The sequence below is a fragment of the Novosphingobium sp. 9 genome, assembly GCF_025340265.1.
GTDB lineage: Bacteria > Pseudomonadota > Alphaproteobacteria > Sphingomonadales > Sphingomonadaceae > Novosphingobium.
The window spans coordinates 1,513,120-1,528,660 of sequence record NZ_CP022707.1; the positions used below are offsets into that span (position 1 = coordinate 1,513,120).

Below are 15,541 nucleotides of genomic sequence, written 5' to 3' on the forward strand. Positions count from 1 at the left end.
AATTCACCGTCCGGCACGCGCACTTGCAGGAGATGCCACTTGGCTACCGTGACCCCAGAGCCCTGTTTCCCAGAGCCCCGCTTCATCGTCGTCATCGACACGCAGCACGATTTCATGGACGCCGATGGCGCGCTGAGCGTTGCGGGGGCGGACGAACTGGCGGCGCCGATGCGCGAATGGCTGGCGGGCCTCGATCCCGAGGCGACCGCAGGCGTGCTGTTCACCTTCGATACCCATCTGCCCGAGGTCTATGCCGGATCGCCCGAGGCAGAGGCGTTCCCGATCCACTGCGTGAAGCATACGCATGGCTGGGAGAACGTCGTTCCGGTCAGCGCCGTGCCCGCCGCAATCCCGGTCTGGCGGCTGGAGAAGGGCGTGTTCGACATGTGGGAGGAGGACGTCGTGACGCTCCACGATGCCCGCATGCCGGATAAGTCAGGGGGGGAAGGAGCAGGCATCGAGCGCGAGAACTTCTTCGCCGCGCTCGCAGAGGAGGGCGTGCGGGACGTGACCGTGATCGGGGTGGCCGCCGATTACTGCGTGAAGTGGGCCATCGACGGCCTGCTGGCACGCGGTTTCCGCGTCACCGTCCCGGCGGCCCTGACGAAAGGCATCGTCCGGCCAATCGAGACGGTGGCGGAGGAAGACTTCGCCGGGGCGATGCTGGAGATCGCCTGAGGGATATCCTTGGGGCCTGTCGACATTCAGATGATGACGAGCCGAAAATGGTGATTTTTCGAGACCTGGAGCGCAGCGTACTTCTTGTACGTGAGCACCGGAAGCTCGGAAAATCGCCATTTGCAGGCCGTCAGGGCTGAATGTCGATTGGCCTCAGCGCTTGCGGACGAATTCTGCGCGCAAGACGAGGCCCTTGATGCCATCGAAGCGGCAGTCGATTTCCTGCGCATCGCCGGTCAGGCGGATCGACTTGATGAGCGTGCCGCGCTTCAGCGTCTGGCCCGCGCCCTTGACGTCGAGATCCTTGATCAGCGTCACCTGATCGCCATCGGCCAAGATGTTGCCCACTGCATCGCGCACTTCGACCTGCGAGGCGGCGTGCTGCTTCGCCGCGAAATCCGAAGCGGACATCCACTCGCCGCTGTCCTCGTCGTATACGTATTCTTCGTCGGACATGGTGCCCCTTTCAAAAGAGTGGCCGCTAGAGGGTGACGGGGCCAGCGCCATTGATCTGAATCAAAACGGGCGCCCGGTGGAACCGCGCGCCCGCTTGTAATTGGTCTGAACCGCTGGCTCAGAGCCGACCGATGGCCAGGAAGCGCTGTTCGCGCGCTTCCATGCGGGCCTCGCCGCTGCTCTTGGCGAGCACGGCCAGTTCGGCCTCGATCGCTTCGGCCAGCGCCCTGGCGGTCGCTTCCGGGTCGCGGTGGGCGCCGCCCATCGGCTCGGGCACGATACGCTCGATGACGTTCAGGTTCTGGAGGTCCTGCGCCGTCACCTTCATCGCTTCCGCAGCGTCCGCTGCCTTTTCCGGCGTGCGCCACAGGATCGAGGAGGCACCCTCGGGCGAGATCACCGAATAGATCGAGTGCTCCAGCATCAGCACACGGTCGGAAGCCGCCAGCGCGACCGCGCCGCCCGAGCCGCCTTCGCCGACGATGGCCGCGACCATCGGCACCTTGAGTGCAAGGCAGGCCTCGATCGAGCGGGCGATGGCTTCGGCTTGACCGCGCTCTTCGGCCTCGATGCCGGGGAAGGCGCCCATGGTGTCGACCAGCGAGACCACCGGCAGGCCGAACTTGTCGGCCAGTTCCATCAGGCGGATCGCCTTGCGGTAGCCTTCGGGCTTGGCCATGCCGAAGTTGTGCTTGATGCGGGTCGCGGTGTCGTGGCCCTTTTCGTGGCCGATCACGACGACGCGGCGCTCACCCAGCTTGGCGAAGCCGCCGATGATCGCGGCATCCTCGCCAAAGTTGCGATCGCCGCCCAGCGGGATGAAATCGGTGAAGATCATCCGCAGGTAATCGACGAAGTGCGGGCGCTGCGGGTGGCGGGCGACCTGCGTCTTCTGCCACGGCGTCAGCTTGGCATAGGTCGTCTCGAGCAGAGCGGCGCTCTTCTTCTCAAGGCGGCCGATTTCGCTGGTGATGTCGATATCGCCGTTCTCTGCGGTGGCGCGCAGCTCGGCGATGCGCGCCTCCAGTTCGGCGATCGGCTTTTCGAATTCAAGGAACGAGATCATCGGTCTTTATCCGTGTCGTGACTGTCTGTCCGCTCGCAACGCTTACGCGTCGCGCTCGGCCAGCCAGGTCTCCAGCCACTTGATGGTGTAATCGCCGCTGTTGAATTCGGGATCTTCCATCAGCGCCTGATGCAGCGGGATCGAGGTCTTCACACCATCGATCACCATTTCCTCGAGCGCGCGCTTGAGGCGCATGATGCAGCCCTCACGCGTACGGCCCGAGACGATCAGCTTGCCGATCATCGAATCGTAGTACGGCGGGATGCGGTAGCCCGAGTAGAGCCCCGAATCGACGCGCACGTTCATGCCGCCTGCCGCGTGGTAGTTCGTCACCTGACCCGGCGAGGGGGTGAAGTTCCACGGATCTTCCGCGTTGATGCGGCATTCGATGGCGTGGCCCTTGAACTCGACCGCATCCTGCGTGACCGAAAGCGGCTTGCCCTCGGCAACGCGGATCTGCTCTCGCACGAGGTCGAGGCCGGTGATCGCTTCCGTCACCGGGTGCTCGACCTGCAGGCGGGTGTTCATCTCGATGAAGTAGAACTCACCGTTTTCCCACAGGAACTCGATCGTGCCGGCGCCGCGATAGCCCATGTCGGCCATCGCCTTGGAAACGACGCCGCCCATGCGGTCGCGCTCTTCGGGCGTGATGACGGGCGAGGGGGCTTCTTCCAGCACCTTCTGGTGGCGGCGCTGCAGCGAGCAGTCGCGCTCGCCCAGATGGATCGCCTGGCCCTTGCCGTCGCCGAACACCTGGAACTCGATGTGGCGCGGGTTGCCGAGGTACTTTTCCATGTAGACCGTGTCGTCACCGAAGGCGGCCTTCGCCTCGGAACGCGCCTGCGACATCTGGCTTTCCAGCTCGTCGGCGTTCTGCACCACCTTCATGCCGCGACCGCCGCCGCCCGAAGCCGCCTTCATCAGCACCGGATAGCCGATCTGTTCGGCAAGCGCCTTGGCTTCTGCCACGTCCTCGATCGCGCCGGGCGAGCCGGGGACCAGCGGCAGGCCGAGAGCCCCCGCGGTACGCTTGGCTTCCACCTTGTCGCCCATCGTGCGGATGTGCTCGGGCTTGGGACCGACCCAGATCAGCCCGTGGGCCTCGACGATCTCGGCGAAGTTGGCGTTCTCGGAGAGGAAGCCGTAGCCGGGGTGGATCGCGTCCGCCTCGGTGATCTCGGCAGCCGAGATGATCGCGGCGACGTTCAGGTACGAATCGCGTGCGGCGGGCGGGCCGATGCACACCGCGTGGTCTGCCAGACGCACATGCATGGCGTCGGCATCGGCGGTGGAGTGAACCGCGACGGTTTCGATGCCCATCTCGCGCGCGGCGCGGTGGATGCGCAGCGCGATTTCGCCGCGGTTGGCAATCAGGAGGCGCTTGATGGCCATGGAGCTACCGCCCTCAGCCGATCACGACGAGCGGCTGGTCGAATTCGACCGGCTGCTGGTTGTCGACGAGGATCGACGTGATGGTGCCCGACTTGGGCGCGGTGATCTGGTTCATGACCTTCATCGCCTCGACGATCAGCAGAACGTCGCCCGCCTTGACCTGCTGGCCAACGCTGATGAAGTTCGCAGCCGAAGGCTCGGGCGCGAGGTAGACGGTGCCGACCATCGGCGACTTGACCGCATCGACCGGCGCTGCAGCAGCGGCAGGTGCGACGTCGAGCGCGGCAGGCGCTGCGGCGACGGAAGCGGCCATCGGCAGGGCAGGGGCGGCTGCGACCACGGTCTGTGCGAGCTGGCGCACGACCTTGATCTTGCGTTCGCCGTCCTCGACCTCGATTTCGGTCAGTCCGGTTTCGGCCAGCAGTTCGGCCAGCTCGCGTACAAGCGCGCTATCGATGTTCACGCAACGTCCTTTCGTTCAAGATAACCGAGCAGCCCGGCGAGAGTGGTCTTCATGTCCTTGCGCGGCACGACCATGTCGACCATGCCGTGGTCATAGAGATACTCCGCGCGCTGGAAGCCGTCGGGCAGTTTCTCGCGGATGGTGTCCTGGATGACGCGCTGTCCGGCAAAGCCGATGAGCGCGCCGGGTTCTGCCAGGTGAATGTCACCCAGCATGGCGTAGCTTGCCGTGACGCCGCCGGTGGTCGGATCGGTCAGCACGACGATATAGGGAAGCCCCGCGCGCGACAGGCGGCGCAGCGCGACGGTGGTCTTGGGCATCTGCATGAGCGAGAGGATACCCTCCTGCATGCGCGCGCCACCGGCGGCGGTGACCATCACGAAGCCGCACTTGTCGGCAATCGCGCGTTCCACAGCGGTGACGAAGCCTTCGCCCACGGCCATGCCCATCGAGCCGCCCATGAACTTGAAGTCCTGCACGGCGAGCACGGCGCGGTGGCCGTCGATGCTGCCGGCAGCGGCGGTCAGCGCATCGGGGAACGGATTGCTGGCGCGGGCGGCCTTGAGGCGGTCCGAATACTTCTTGCTGTCGCGGAAGTTCAGCGGGTTCTCGGGAACCTTGACGGCGGGGAGCAGGTCGTAGCCTGCGTCCATCAACTGGTCGATGCGCGCCTGTGCGCCGATGCGGCCGTGATGATCGCAGCGCGGGCAGACCGAGAGGTTCTCCTCGTATTCGCGCGCGAAGAGCATCTCGCCGCAACCGGGACACTTGATCCACAGGTTATCGGGCGTGTCCCGCTTCTTCAGTCCCTCAAGGGATGTGCGTACCTTGTTAAACCAGCTCATATGCGACCTTCATGCAGACGCGCCAGGACCGGACGGAATGTCCGGGGCGGCGTGCCGACCGACGCAATCCGGGAGCTGTCATGCTTCGATCCCGCTTTGGCTGCAACCCGAAAGGCATGCAAATCAAAGCGAGGCCGAAGCGCGCTGCCCGGCGCCGGCCTATTACGTGCTTCTACCCTAGTTATGCGACCGTTCCGCCCCTCAGGGTGTTCCTGAGAGGCGGTGCGATCCGTATTCGAACGGCCCCCATAGACGCGTGAAACGGCGCTGTCGATGTTAGAGGTGCGACGAAGCGTGTTTCCCACGGGCCGGATGACCCGTGGGATGTGGAAAATCGCGCGTTTCGCCGTGCGCGAAGCGATTCTTTGGCGGCGAGGCGCCTTTACGCCGGGATCAGGCGGGCCTTGTCGATGACGTCCTGCGCCATGCGGTCGGCGACGACATTGATCGCTTCACCGGTCTCCTGCGCGCGGCGAACCACCGAGACGACGCGCGGTGCGATCAGGCCGACACGCTCGGCGACCTGCGCGGGCGTCTCGCCCAGGAACTCGGCCGAGACGTTGATGATCCCGCCCGCGTTGACGATGTAGTCGGGCGCGAACAGGATGCCGCGGGCCTTGAGCGCCTCGCCGTCCTCGGCAGTGGCAAGCTGGTTGTTGGCGCCGCCGCAGACCAGACGGGCCTGAAGCTTGGGGATCGAGGTTTCGTCAAGGATCGCGCCGAGCGCGCAGGGCGCCAGCACGTCGGCATCGGCGAAGAGGATCTCGTCCGGGGCGCAGGTGGTCGCGCCGATCTCGGCGGCGAGCCGCGCGGCGCGGGCCTCGTCGATATCGGTGACGATCACTTCGGCGCCTGCCTCGCGCAGCATGCGGCACAGATAGCCGCCGACATTGCCGGTGCCCTGAACGGCGACGCGCGCCTTGGAAAGGTCGAGCGAGAGGAAGGTCTGCGACAGGTCGCGCAGCGATTCGAACACGCCGCGCGCCGTGAAGGGCGAAGGATCGCCGCCCGCGCTGCCGGGCTCCGCGTGAAGCCCTGCGACATTGCGGGTGCGCTCGCGAATGGCAACCATGTCGGGGATCGTGGTGCCCACGTCCTCGGCGGTGACATAGCGGCCTTCGAGCGCCTCGACGGCTTCACCGAAGGCGTGGAATACGGCGGTGCGGTCGAAATCGCCCGAGGGACGCGCCAGCACGGCCTTGCCGCCGCCGAAGGGCAGCCCTGCCATGGCGTTCTTGAAGCTCATGCCGCGCGCCAGACGCATCGCATCCTCGACCATCGCCTCGTGCGAGGCATAGGTCCAGAAGCGGCAGCCACCGGCGGCAGGCCCAAGCGAGGTGCTGTGAAGCGCAATCACGCCCTTGAGCCCGAGTTCCGGGCGATCAATCAGGTGCAGTTCCTCGGGGACCTGGGTGGGGCGTGACGTCAGTACCATCGGCAATCTCCTTACCGGAGACGATAACAAAAGTACGCCGGGAGGAAATTTCGAACTTGGCCTGCGATGCGTCACTTAGTGCGCGCAGACAGGGCGCAGGCAATGGTTTCCTTGCTTGAGGCCGCCCGAAGAAACTGCCGTAAACGGAAAGGCCCCGCCGCTCGGGTGGAGCGGCGGGGCCTTCGTGATTCGCGCAAGACGGCTGAAGCAGCGCGTCAGGGCGCCGTCTTGCCGTCGCCAGCCTCGTACGTGAGATCGGGCAGCTTGCCGAGGCTGTCGTCCGAACCGATCGCGCTGTAGACGGTGATCCGGTTCGTCAGGTCCGCCAGCACCGTGGAAATCCGCGTCTGCTGGGCCGAATAGAGCGTGCGCTGGGCGCTGAGGGCGTCGATCAGCGTGCCGGTGCCTGCGCGGTACTGATCGTCATAGGCCTTGTACGAGCGGTTCGAGGCATCGACCAGACGATCCTGCGCCTGGCGCTGATCGGTGATCGTGCCGCGACGGGCGAGGGCATCGGCCACGTCCTTGAACGCGGACTGCACGGCATAGCGATATTGCGAGAGATAATACTCGCGCTGTGCCTTGGCGTATTCCAGATTGCCCTTGTTGGTGCCGCCCCAGATCGTCTGGCTGACGCTGCTGGAGGCGGACCAGATGAGGTTGCCCTTGTCGAACAGGCTGCTGAGCGCGGTGCTGGCGGCACCGAGCGCGCCGGTCAGCGAGATCGTCGGGAAGAACGCCGCACGAGCAGCGCCGATCTGGGCATAGGTGGCCTTGAGCGAATGCTCGGCCTCCACCACGTCCGGGCGGCGGAGCAGGACATCGGAAGAGAGGCCCGCAGGAACCTGTCCGATGGTGGTGTCCAGTTCGGACAGCGAGGCGGGAAGCAGGTCGTCGCCGACATGCTCGCCCACCAGCAGGTCCAGCGCGTTGCGGTCCTGCGCCACCAGCGTCGTCTGCGAGGCGACATCGGACTTGGCCTGTTCCAGCACCGTCTCTGCCGTGGCGATGTCCGATCCGGCGGCGAGGCCGGACTTGAACAGCGTGCGGTTGAGATCGACCGTGCGCTGCGCGCTGGTCGCGGTGTCCTGCGCCAGCTTGAGCAGGTCGCGATCGCTGGCGAGCGTGGCATATGCCGTGGCCACGTTGGCGACCAGGGTCAGGCGCGCCGAGCGATAGCCCGACTCGCTCGACAGGTAAGTCTCGAACTGCTCGCGGCTCTGGTTCTTCAGGCGACCGAACAGGTCCAGCTCGAACGAACTGAAGCCCACGCTGCCGCTGAAGCTCTGGTAGCCGCCGCCGACCGTGGAGCTGCCGGCCTGCGTTCCCGAACTGGCGTTGCCGCCATGGTCGATCTGGCGCTGGATGCTGCCCGAGCCCGACGCGGCGAGCGTCGGCAACTGGTACGAGCGTTCGACATGATATTCGGCGCGGGCCGAAGCCACATTGGCCAGCGTCGCGCGCAGGTCCTGGTTCTTTTCCAGCGCCGTCGCGATCACCTGCTGGAGGCGTGGATTGGCGAACAGCTGCTTCCAGGGCATCCCGGCTTCACCCGCCTGCGCTGGGGCATAGGCCGCGCCTTGCGGCCATTCGGGCGGGTGGGGTTGGCCGGAGCCTTGTAATGCGGCGCCAGGTTACAGCCTGCAAGGGCCGCGCTCAGCGCGAGCAGCGGAAGGAGTGCGACGCGGCGCATCAGGCGTTGTCCTCGTGAGATGGGGCCGGGTTGCCCTCGGTGGCGGGGGATGTGGCAACCCGGTTGTCGTCTTGGCCGTCCGCCTTGCGGTGGAACAGGCGGGCGACGACGATGAAGAACATGGGAACGTAGAAGATCGCCAGCACGGTGGCCGTGATCATCCCGCCCAGAACCGCCGTGCCGATGGCGATACGGCTCTGCGCACCGGCACCGGAGGCGACGGCCAGCGGGAACACGCCGGCGATGAAGGCGATCGAGGTCATCAGGATCGGGCGCAGACGAACCCGCGCCGCCTCGATGGCGGCATCGAGGAAGTCCTTGCCTTCGCGGCGAGCCGCTTCGGCGAATTCGACGATCAGGATCGCGTTCTTGGCGGCAAGGCCAATGGTGGTGAGCAGGCCGACCTGGAAGTAGATGTTGTTTTCCAGACCGCGCGCCCACACTGCCAGCACCGCGCCGATGACGCCCAGCGGGATCACCAGCATGACGGCGAGCGGCACCGACCAGCTTTCGTACAGCGCGGCAAGGCACAGGAACACCACGAAGACGGAGAGGGCGTAGAGCTTGCCCTGCTGGCCGGTCGACTGGTTTTCCTGATAGGACAGCTCGCTCCAGGCATAGCTGGTGCCCGGCGCATACTGCTGCTGCAGCTTCACCATTTCGGCCATGGCCGCGCCCGAGCTGTAGCCGCTCGCTGCCTGACCGTTGAGTTCGTAGGACTCAAAGCCGTTGAAGCGGCTGACGCTGCTGGCGCCCACGTCCCAGTTCGCGGTGGCGAACGAGGAGAAGGGAACCATTGTCGAGGTGCCGTCGGTATTGGTGGCGCTGGTGGAGCGCACGTACCACTTGTCGAGATCGCTGGGCAGCATGCGGGACTCCGCATCGCCCTGGATGTAGACGCGCTTCACGCGGCCACGGTCGACGAAGTCGTTGACGTAAGTGCCGCCCCAGGCCGAGCTGAGCGTGGCGGTGACATTGGCTTCGGAAAGACCCAGCACGGCGAGCTTGGCATCGTCGAAGTTGATGCGCAGCTGCGGCGTATCGGGCAGGGCGTTCATGCGCACCTGCGCCAGCATCGGGTCCTTGGCGGCGGCGGCGATGAGCTTGTCGCGCACCGCCTTGAAGTCAGCCGAGGACATGTGCGTGGTGTTGAGCAGCTCGAAGGTGAAGCCGTTTGACTGGCCCAGACCGTTGATCGCGGGCGGAGTCAGCGCGAAGACCTGCGCATCGCGGATCTTGGCGAACTGGCCCATGGCCCGCATGGAAACGGCGGTGGCCGAATCCTTGAAGGCGGTGCGCTGGTCGAAGTCCTTCAGGATGCCAAAGCCCATGCCGGCGTTCTGGCCGGAGCCCGAGAAGCTGAAACCGGCGATCGTGAACAGGCCCGAAACATCGGCCTTCTCGTTCTGGAGGAAGACCTTTTCCACCTCGTCGCGCACCTTTTCGGTACGCTCGTTGGTGGCACCGGCGGGCAGCTGGTACATCACCATCACCGCGCCCTGATCCTCGGTGGGCAGGAAGCCGGAAGGCAGGCGCATGAACAGCAGGATCATCACGCCGACGATGGCGGCATAGACGATCAGGTGCAGGCCCCGGCGATGGATGACCGAACGCGTCGCCGAGATGTAGCGCTCCGACATGCGGTCGAACCGGCGGTTGAAGCCGCCGAAGAACCGGCCGCGCCAATAGCCGAGCTTGCCCCGAATGCCGGGCTGAACCGGCTCATGGGCATCGTCGCCGGCCTTGTGCGTGTGGCGAAGGACAGTGGCGCACAGGGCAGGGGAGAGCACCAGCGCGGTCAGCACCGACAGGGCCATGGCCGAGACGATGGTGACGGAGAACTGGCGGTAGATGACGCCGACGGAGCCTGCGAAGAAGGCCATCGGCAGCAGCACGGCGGACAGCACCATGGCGATGCCCACCAGCGCCGAGCCGATCTCGCTCATCGACTTGATCGTCGCCTCGCGCGGAGAGAGGCCTTCCTCTTCCATGATGCGCTCGACGTTCTCGACCACGACGATGGCATCGTCGACCAGCAGGCCGATGGCGAGCACCATCGCGAACATCGTCAGCGTGTTGATGGAATAGCCGAACAGCGCAAGGATGCCGAAAGTGCCCAGCAGCACGATGGGCACGGCGATCGCCGGGACCAGCGTGGCGCGCCAGCTCTGCAGGAAGATGTACATCACCAGCACGACCAGAATGATCGCGATGATAAGCGTTTCGACCACTTCATGGATCGACAGCTTCACGAAGGTGCTGGTGTCGCGCGGGAAGGCGATCTTGTAGCCGGTGGGCAGGTTCTTGGCGAGCGAGGCCACTTCCGCCTTGACGGCAGCGGTGGTCTTCAGCGCGTCGGCACCCGAAGCCAGCGAAATGGCGATACCCGATGCGGGATGGCCGTTGAACTTGGCGACCGAGGTGTAGCTTTCCTGACCCAGCTCGACGGTCGCGACATCGCCCAGCTTGACCACCGACCCTTCGGTAGTCGCCTTGACGACGATGTTGCGGAACTGGTCCGGCGTCTGCAGGCGCGACTTGGCACGCACCACGGCGTTGAGCATCTGGCCCTTGACTGCGGGGAGGTCACCCAGCTGACCGGCGGCCAGATCGACGTTCTGCGATTCAAGCGCAGTCTCGATGTCGGAGGGCATCAACTGGGCCGCAGCCATCTTGGCCGGGTCCATCCAGATGCGCATCGCATATTCGGAACCGAACACCTGCACGGTGCCGACACCGCTGACGCGCGCGATCGAATCCTGGAAGTTCGAGACCAGATAGTCGGCCACGTCGCTGGACGTGGTCCGGTTCGTCTCGTCATAGAGGCCGACCACCAGCAGAATGTCGGAGTTCGACTTGGTGACGGTGAGGCCGGTCTGCTGGACGGTGGTGGGCAGGCGCGAGTTGGCCTGCTGGACCTTGTTCTGGACCTGCACCTGCGCAACGTCAGGGTCGGTGCCCTTGGCGAAGGTCACGGTGATCCGCGCCGAGCCCGAACTGTCGGAGGTCGACGAGAAGTACAGCATGTTGTCGATGCCGGTGAGCTGCTGCTCGATGACCTGCGTGACGCTGGTTTCCAGCGTCTGGGCCGAGGCACCGGTATAGGTGGCGCTGATCGAGACCGACGGGGGGGCGACATCGGGGTACTGGGCGATGGGCAGGCTCATGATCGCGCCGACGCCTGCCATCATCACGACGATGGCTAGGACGTAGGCGAAGATCGGCCTGTCTACGAAGAAGCGGCTGAATCCCATGGTGTCAGTTGTCCAGCTTGGTTTCGACCGGCTTGACCGAAGCGCCGGGCTGGACCTTGCCGGTCCCCTCGACGATGAGCTTGTCACCGGCCTTCAGGCCGCCCGTGACGAGCCACTTGCTGCCGATCGCCTGACCCAGCGTGACCTGACGCTGGACCACCTTGTTGCTGGCGTCGACTACAAGCGCGGTCGCGTCGCCCTTGGCGTCGCGGCTGATGCCCTGTTGCGGGGCAAGGATCGCGTTGGGCACGACGCCCTGCGGCGTTTCCACCCGCGCGAACATGCCCGGCAGCAGCGTGCCGTCCGGGTTGGGGAAGCGGGCGCGGATCGTCACGGTCCCGGCATCGGGATCGACATCGACCTCGCTGAACTCGACCTTGCCCTTGACCGGATAGTCGGTGCCGTCTTCCAGCTTCAGCGTCACGTCGGCCTCGGCGGGGAGCATATTGCCCTTGGCCAGCGCCTTGCGCAGCTTGAGCAGATCGACCGAAGACTGGGTGATGTCGACATAGATCGGATCGAGCTGGGTGATCGTGGCCAGCGCGTCGGTCTGGCTGGCCGTTACCAGCGCGCCCTTGGTATAGGCCGAACGGCCGATCCGCCCGGTGATCGGGGCGTAGACCTTGGTGTAGCCCAGGCTGACCTTGGCGCTGTTCACCGCGGCTTCGTACTGGTGGACGCTGGCCTGAGCCTCGCGCGCGGCGGCGATGGTATCGTCGATATCCTGCGCGCTGACGGCCTGGTTGTCGCTCAGCGACTTGTAGCGGCGGGCCTTGGCCTGCGCGGTATAGAGCGTGGCGCGCGCATTCTCCAGCTGCGCCTGCGAGGTCTGGAGGTCCGCTGCATAAAGGCGCGGGTCGATCTGGTAGAGCGCCTGCCCCTGCTTGACGATCGAGCCTTCGGTGAACAGCCGCGCCATGATGACGCCGTTGACCTGCGGCCGCACGTCGGCAGTGGCCGTGGCCGAGATGCGCCCGGTCATTTCCTGCGAGATCGTGACCGGCTGGGCCTGAAGCGTGACGACACCGACTTCGGTGGGGCCTTGCTGGGGCATCTGGTGCCCGCTCTGCGAACAGGCGGAAACGGTCAGCGTGGCGACGCCGAGCGCGGCGGCGAGAGCGATGTGGCTGATAGGGCTACGCACCCGGAAAACTCCCTGGCTCATGCGGAGAAGAAGATGGCTCATGCAAAGATTTGGGCCCTATTGTGCGATGTGGCAGTTCGAGGCAATCACCGGCTGGTATCGTCAAGTTGCCTGCCGTAGCGCATTGTTTCATTGTGTATCGGGTAAGGAGACGTGTGCGAATGGGGCGTTTATGCCGGTTTTCATGACCCCGCAGACAGACATGGGCGGCGGACGTATCCTCGTGGTCGAGGACGATCCGGATATCCGCGAACTGATTACGGCACAGCTTGCCAGAGAACCGCAGGCAGTGGAAGCCGTAGGCAGTATCGCGGATCTGCGCGCGGCGCTGGCGGGCGAGGCTGCGGACGTGCTGATCCTCGACCTGAACCTGCCCGATGGCGATGGCATCGATGTGTGTCGCCAGTTGCGGTCCGAAGGGTATCAGGGGGCGATCATGATGGTGACGGCGCGCGATGCGCCGATCGACCGGGTCCTCGGCCTGGAACTGGGCGCCGACGATTACCTGACCAAGCCGTTCGAGCCGCGTGAACTGCTGGCGCGCGTGCGCAACCTGCTGCGCCGTTCGCGCGTGATCGACGAGGCCCGCCCGCGCTCCGCGCGGCTGGCGCGGTTCGGACCGTGGCGGCTCGATCTCAACCAGCGGCGGTTGATCGGCGCGAAGGATCGGCTGGTGATGCTGTCCTCGGCGGAATACCGCCTGCTCAGCCGCTTTATCGAGGCCCCCAACCGGGTGCTGAGCCGCGAGGAACTGCTGCCCGAGCGCAGCGCGACCGTGGCGTTCGACCGCTCGATCGACATCCAGATCAGCCGCCTGCGCACCAAGCTGGCGAGTGAGGCGGGCGGCAGTGACCTGATCCTGACGGTACGCAGCGAGGGGTACGTGCTGCCGGGGCCGGTCCACTTCGAGTAAGGCAAGCCAGCATGAACCGCTCAACCCTGTCGCCCCCGGTCGCGCGCTGGCGGATTTTCTCCCATGTCTCCGCGTTCTTCGCCTCGCTGGCCGGACGGCTGGCGATGGTGCTGGCGATCGGCATGGCGGCCTCGGCGATGGCGGCGATGTTCGTCTCGATCAAGCTGCGCGAGCATCACTTTCACGAATACCAGATCGACCAGTCGCTGCTGAGCGCCGCCGATATCGCCGAGCGGTGGGAGCGCGACCCGGTTCGCACGAAGAAGGTGCTGGACGCAGGGTATGTGCTGGGCGCGGGTGCCGCCAGCACGCGCTGGCACATGACGCGCCCCAATGCGGATTATTCGAAGCGTTTGCAGGATCGCCTTCCGGCCGGATCGCAGGCCAAGGTCATGGTCATCGCCGGGCCGGTCTGTTTCGGCCGCTTCGATCAGCAGGTCCGGGCTGCGGGCATGCGCTACGTGCAGATGCCCGACTGCTGGTTCGTGACCTTTCGGGACACCAAGGGGCAGGTGCGCGCCTTCACGGTCGTACAACCGCCCGCGCGGGACGATCATCAGCCCGTGCTCGGCTTTCCCTATCTGGAACTGATGGTGATCGCGAGCGTGTCGCTCGGGGTGCTGGCGGCCCGCTTCGCCACGGCGCCCCTGCGCCGCATGACGCGTGCGGCGAAGGCGTTCTCGCTGATCGAGGATGCCGAGCCGATCCCCGAGAAGGGGCCGAGCGAGGTGCTCACGGCCTTGCGCACGTTCAACCTCATGCAGGAGCGTGTGCGCGAAGGGTTGCGGGAGCGCACCCAGATTCTCGCTTCCGTGACGCACGACCTCCAGACCCCGCTCACCCGCTTGCGGCTGCGGCTGGAGCAGGTCGAGGACGAGGCCTTGCGTGCGCGCCTGATCGCCGATCTTGCGGCTACGCGCGAACTGGTGCGCGATGGCCTCGACCTTGCGCGCAGCAGCGAGGCGCGCGAGCCGTGGTCGACCGTCGATCTCGATTCCTTCCTCTCCAGCCTGTCCGAGGATGCCGCCGAGTTCGGGCACGATGTGAAGTTCACCGCAGGGTGCGGCGCCAATGTCCGGGTGAAGCCCAATGCGTTGCAGCGCTGTGTCGACAATCTGGTTGAGAATGCCGTGAAGTACGGCGGCGGGGCGCAAGTCGAATGCGCCATCGAAGGGCGCGATGTGGTGATCCGGGTGCTCGATCGCGGGCCGGGATTGCCGGAGGAGGAACTGGCCAGAGCCTTCGATCCGTTCTGGCGGCTGGGTGGCGCGTCCAGCCTCAATACCAACGGCACCGGCATCGGTCTGACCATCGCGCAGGCGCAGGCGGGGACCTTCGGCGCGATCGTGACGCTGGAGAACCGGACCGGCGGGGGTATGGCCGCCACCGTGCGGCTGCCTGCCGCACGGGGCTGACCAAGGATTGAAACCGGCGCCGTGGACCCTTGAGGACAGCGGCGCCGGTTTTTCGGGCGTCAGTCCTTGAGGAACGGCTTGCCCTGATGCGCGACGAGCAGGTCATGCAGGTCGGCGGCGTGCTCTTCCTCATCGGCCAGTAGGTGCTCCAGCATGATGCGGGTGGTCGGGTCCTTGTCGCCGAAATAGCGGATCAGCTCGCGGTAGTGGTCGATCACCACGCGCTCGGCGATAAGGTCTTCCTTCATCATCTCGACCAGATTGCCGGCCTTGCCGTATTCGGTGGCGGAGCGGCTCGCGAGGCCTTCGGGATTGAAGTTTGGAACGCCGCCCAGCTGGTCGATGCGTTCGGCCAGCAGTTTTGCGTGCTCGGCTTCCGAACGGGCATGTTCCTCGAATTCGCTCGCGACGGTCTTGGAATCGATGCCCGAGGCGGAAATGGCGTGCATCTGGTAGCGCAGCACGCAGACGATCTCGGTCGCCAGCGCGCCCTGCAGCAGATCGATCGCCTGCTCCACGCCGCCTTCGTATGTGGGCGTGACCGGGCCTTCGCCCAGCGACTTGCGCGCGCGTTCGCGCAGGGTGGTGACGTCGGTGAAGAACGCGGTATCGGCTTCGGCCATGGTGATGTCTCCGGTTGTCCTGTGGGTGCTCTCTTGTGGAGCCTGAATGTCCGCGGGTCTGGTCATGGGCGGATCGCTTCTGCCCTGGACAACCCGGCGTGGGGGCGGATGGTTCCGGATGAGCCGAGGGGCGGGAAGGGGGAGTCCACTGGACGATGCCCTGC

13 protein-coding genes are annotated in these 15,541 nt (G+C 65.7%); 3 read left to right on the top strand and 10 right to left on the bottom strand.

Features of this window, described 5'->3' with window-relative positions; all coding sequences use genetic code 11:
• Window positions 1-48 precede the first annotated feature (48 nt).
• Window positions 49-678 (top strand): cysteine hydrolase family protein, encoded by a 630-nt coding sequence (locus tag CI805_RS07585; RefSeq protein ID WP_313958545.1) that lies wholly within the window; start codon window positions 49-51, stop codon window positions 676-678.
• A 153-nt stretch (window positions 679-831) separates the two neighbouring features.
• Here CI805_RS07585 and CI805_RS07590 read toward each other — a convergent pair whose 3' ends face one another.
• The 9 genes from CI805_RS07590 to CI805_RS07630 all read right to left on the bottom strand — a co-directional run bounded on the left by CI805_RS07590 (window position 832) and on the right by CI805_RS07630 (window position 12,336).
• Entirely contained in the window at window positions 832-1,134 is a 303-nt protein-coding gene (locus tag CI805_RS07590; RefSeq protein WP_260921484.1) for an alkylphosphonate utilization protein, read from the bottom strand.
• A gap of 118 nt (window positions 1,135-1,252) precedes the next feature.
• The gene (locus CI805_RS07595; RefSeq protein ID WP_260921485.1) at window positions 1,253-2,200 is read right to left on the bottom strand and encodes an acetyl-CoA carboxylase carboxyltransferase subunit alpha; all 948 of its coding nucleotides are present in this window, start codon (window positions 2,198-2,200) and stop codon (window positions 1,253-1,255) included.
• Window positions 2,201-2,242: 42 nt separating this feature from the next.
• The gene (gene accC, locus CI805_RS07600) at window positions 2,243-3,592 is read right to left on the bottom strand and encodes an acetyl-CoA carboxylase biotin carboxylase subunit (RefSeq protein ID WP_260921486.1); all 1,350 of its coding nucleotides are present in this window, start codon (window positions 3,590-3,592) and stop codon (window positions 2,243-2,245) included.
• A 13-nt stretch (window positions 3,593-3,605) separates the two neighbouring features.
• Window positions 3,606-4,055: an acetyl-CoA carboxylase biotin carboxyl carrier protein gene (accB, locus tag CI805_RS07605; RefSeq protein WP_260921487.1), complete on the bottom strand. Its 450-nt coding sequence runs from the start codon at window positions 4,053-4,055 to the stop codon at window positions 3,606-3,608.
• Window positions 4,052-4,900 (bottom strand): acetyl-CoA carboxylase, carboxyltransferase subunit beta, encoded by an 849-nt coding sequence (accD, locus tag CI805_RS07610; RefSeq protein WP_260921490.1) that lies wholly within the window; start codon window positions 4,898-4,900, stop codon window positions 4,052-4,054. Before accD ends, accB begins: the two co-directional genes overlap by 4 nt.
• A gap of 382 nt (window positions 4,901-5,282) precedes the next feature.
• Entirely contained in the window at window positions 5,283-6,335 is a 1,053-nt protein-coding gene (locus CI805_RS07615) for a Glu/Leu/Phe/Val family dehydrogenase (protein ID WP_260921491.1), read from the bottom strand.
• Between the two features lie 215 nt (window positions 6,336-6,550).
• Complete coding sequence (locus CI805_RS07620) at window positions 6,551-7,876, bottom strand: efflux transporter outer membrane subunit (protein ID WP_313958473.1); 1,326 nt, start codon at window positions 7,874-7,876, stop codon at window positions 6,551-6,553.
• A gap of 151 nt (window positions 7,877-8,027) precedes the next feature.
• A complete protein-coding gene (locus CI805_RS07625; RefSeq protein WP_260921501.1) occupies window positions 8,028-11,282 on the bottom strand; it encodes an efflux RND transporter permease subunit in 3,255 nt (1,084 codons plus the stop codon).
• Window positions 11,283-11,286: 4 nt separating this feature from the next.
• The gene (locus CI805_RS07630; protein WP_260927854.1) at window positions 11,287-12,336 is read right to left on the bottom strand and encodes an efflux RND transporter periplasmic adaptor subunit; all 1,050 of its coding nucleotides are present in this window, start codon (window positions 12,334-12,336) and stop codon (window positions 11,287-11,289) included.
• 274 nt (window positions 12,337-12,610) lie between these two features.
• Between CI805_RS07630 and CI805_RS07635 the strand changes: the two genes are divergently transcribed.
• Together CI805_RS07635 and CI805_RS07640 are read left to right on the top strand one after the other, a co-directional pair.
• Complete coding sequence (locus CI805_RS07635) at window positions 12,611-13,339, top strand: response regulator transcription factor (RefSeq protein ID WP_260921503.1); 729 nt, start codon at window positions 12,611-12,613, stop codon at window positions 13,337-13,339.
• An 11-nt stretch (window positions 13,340-13,350) separates the two neighbouring features.
• Window positions 13,351-14,754: an ATP-binding protein gene (locus tag CI805_RS07640; protein ID WP_260921505.1), complete on the top strand. Its 1,404-nt coding sequence runs from the start codon at window positions 13,351-13,353 to the stop codon at window positions 14,752-14,754.
• A gap of 59 nt (window positions 14,755-14,813) precedes the next feature.
• Here CI805_RS07640 and CI805_RS07645 read toward each other — a convergent pair whose 3' ends face one another.
• Window positions 14,814-15,443, bottom strand: coding sequence for a bacterioferritin (locus CI805_RS07645; protein WP_260921507.1), 630 nt, complete (start codon window positions 15,441-15,443; stop codon window positions 14,814-14,816).
• Window positions 15,444-15,541: the final 98 nt, after the last annotated feature.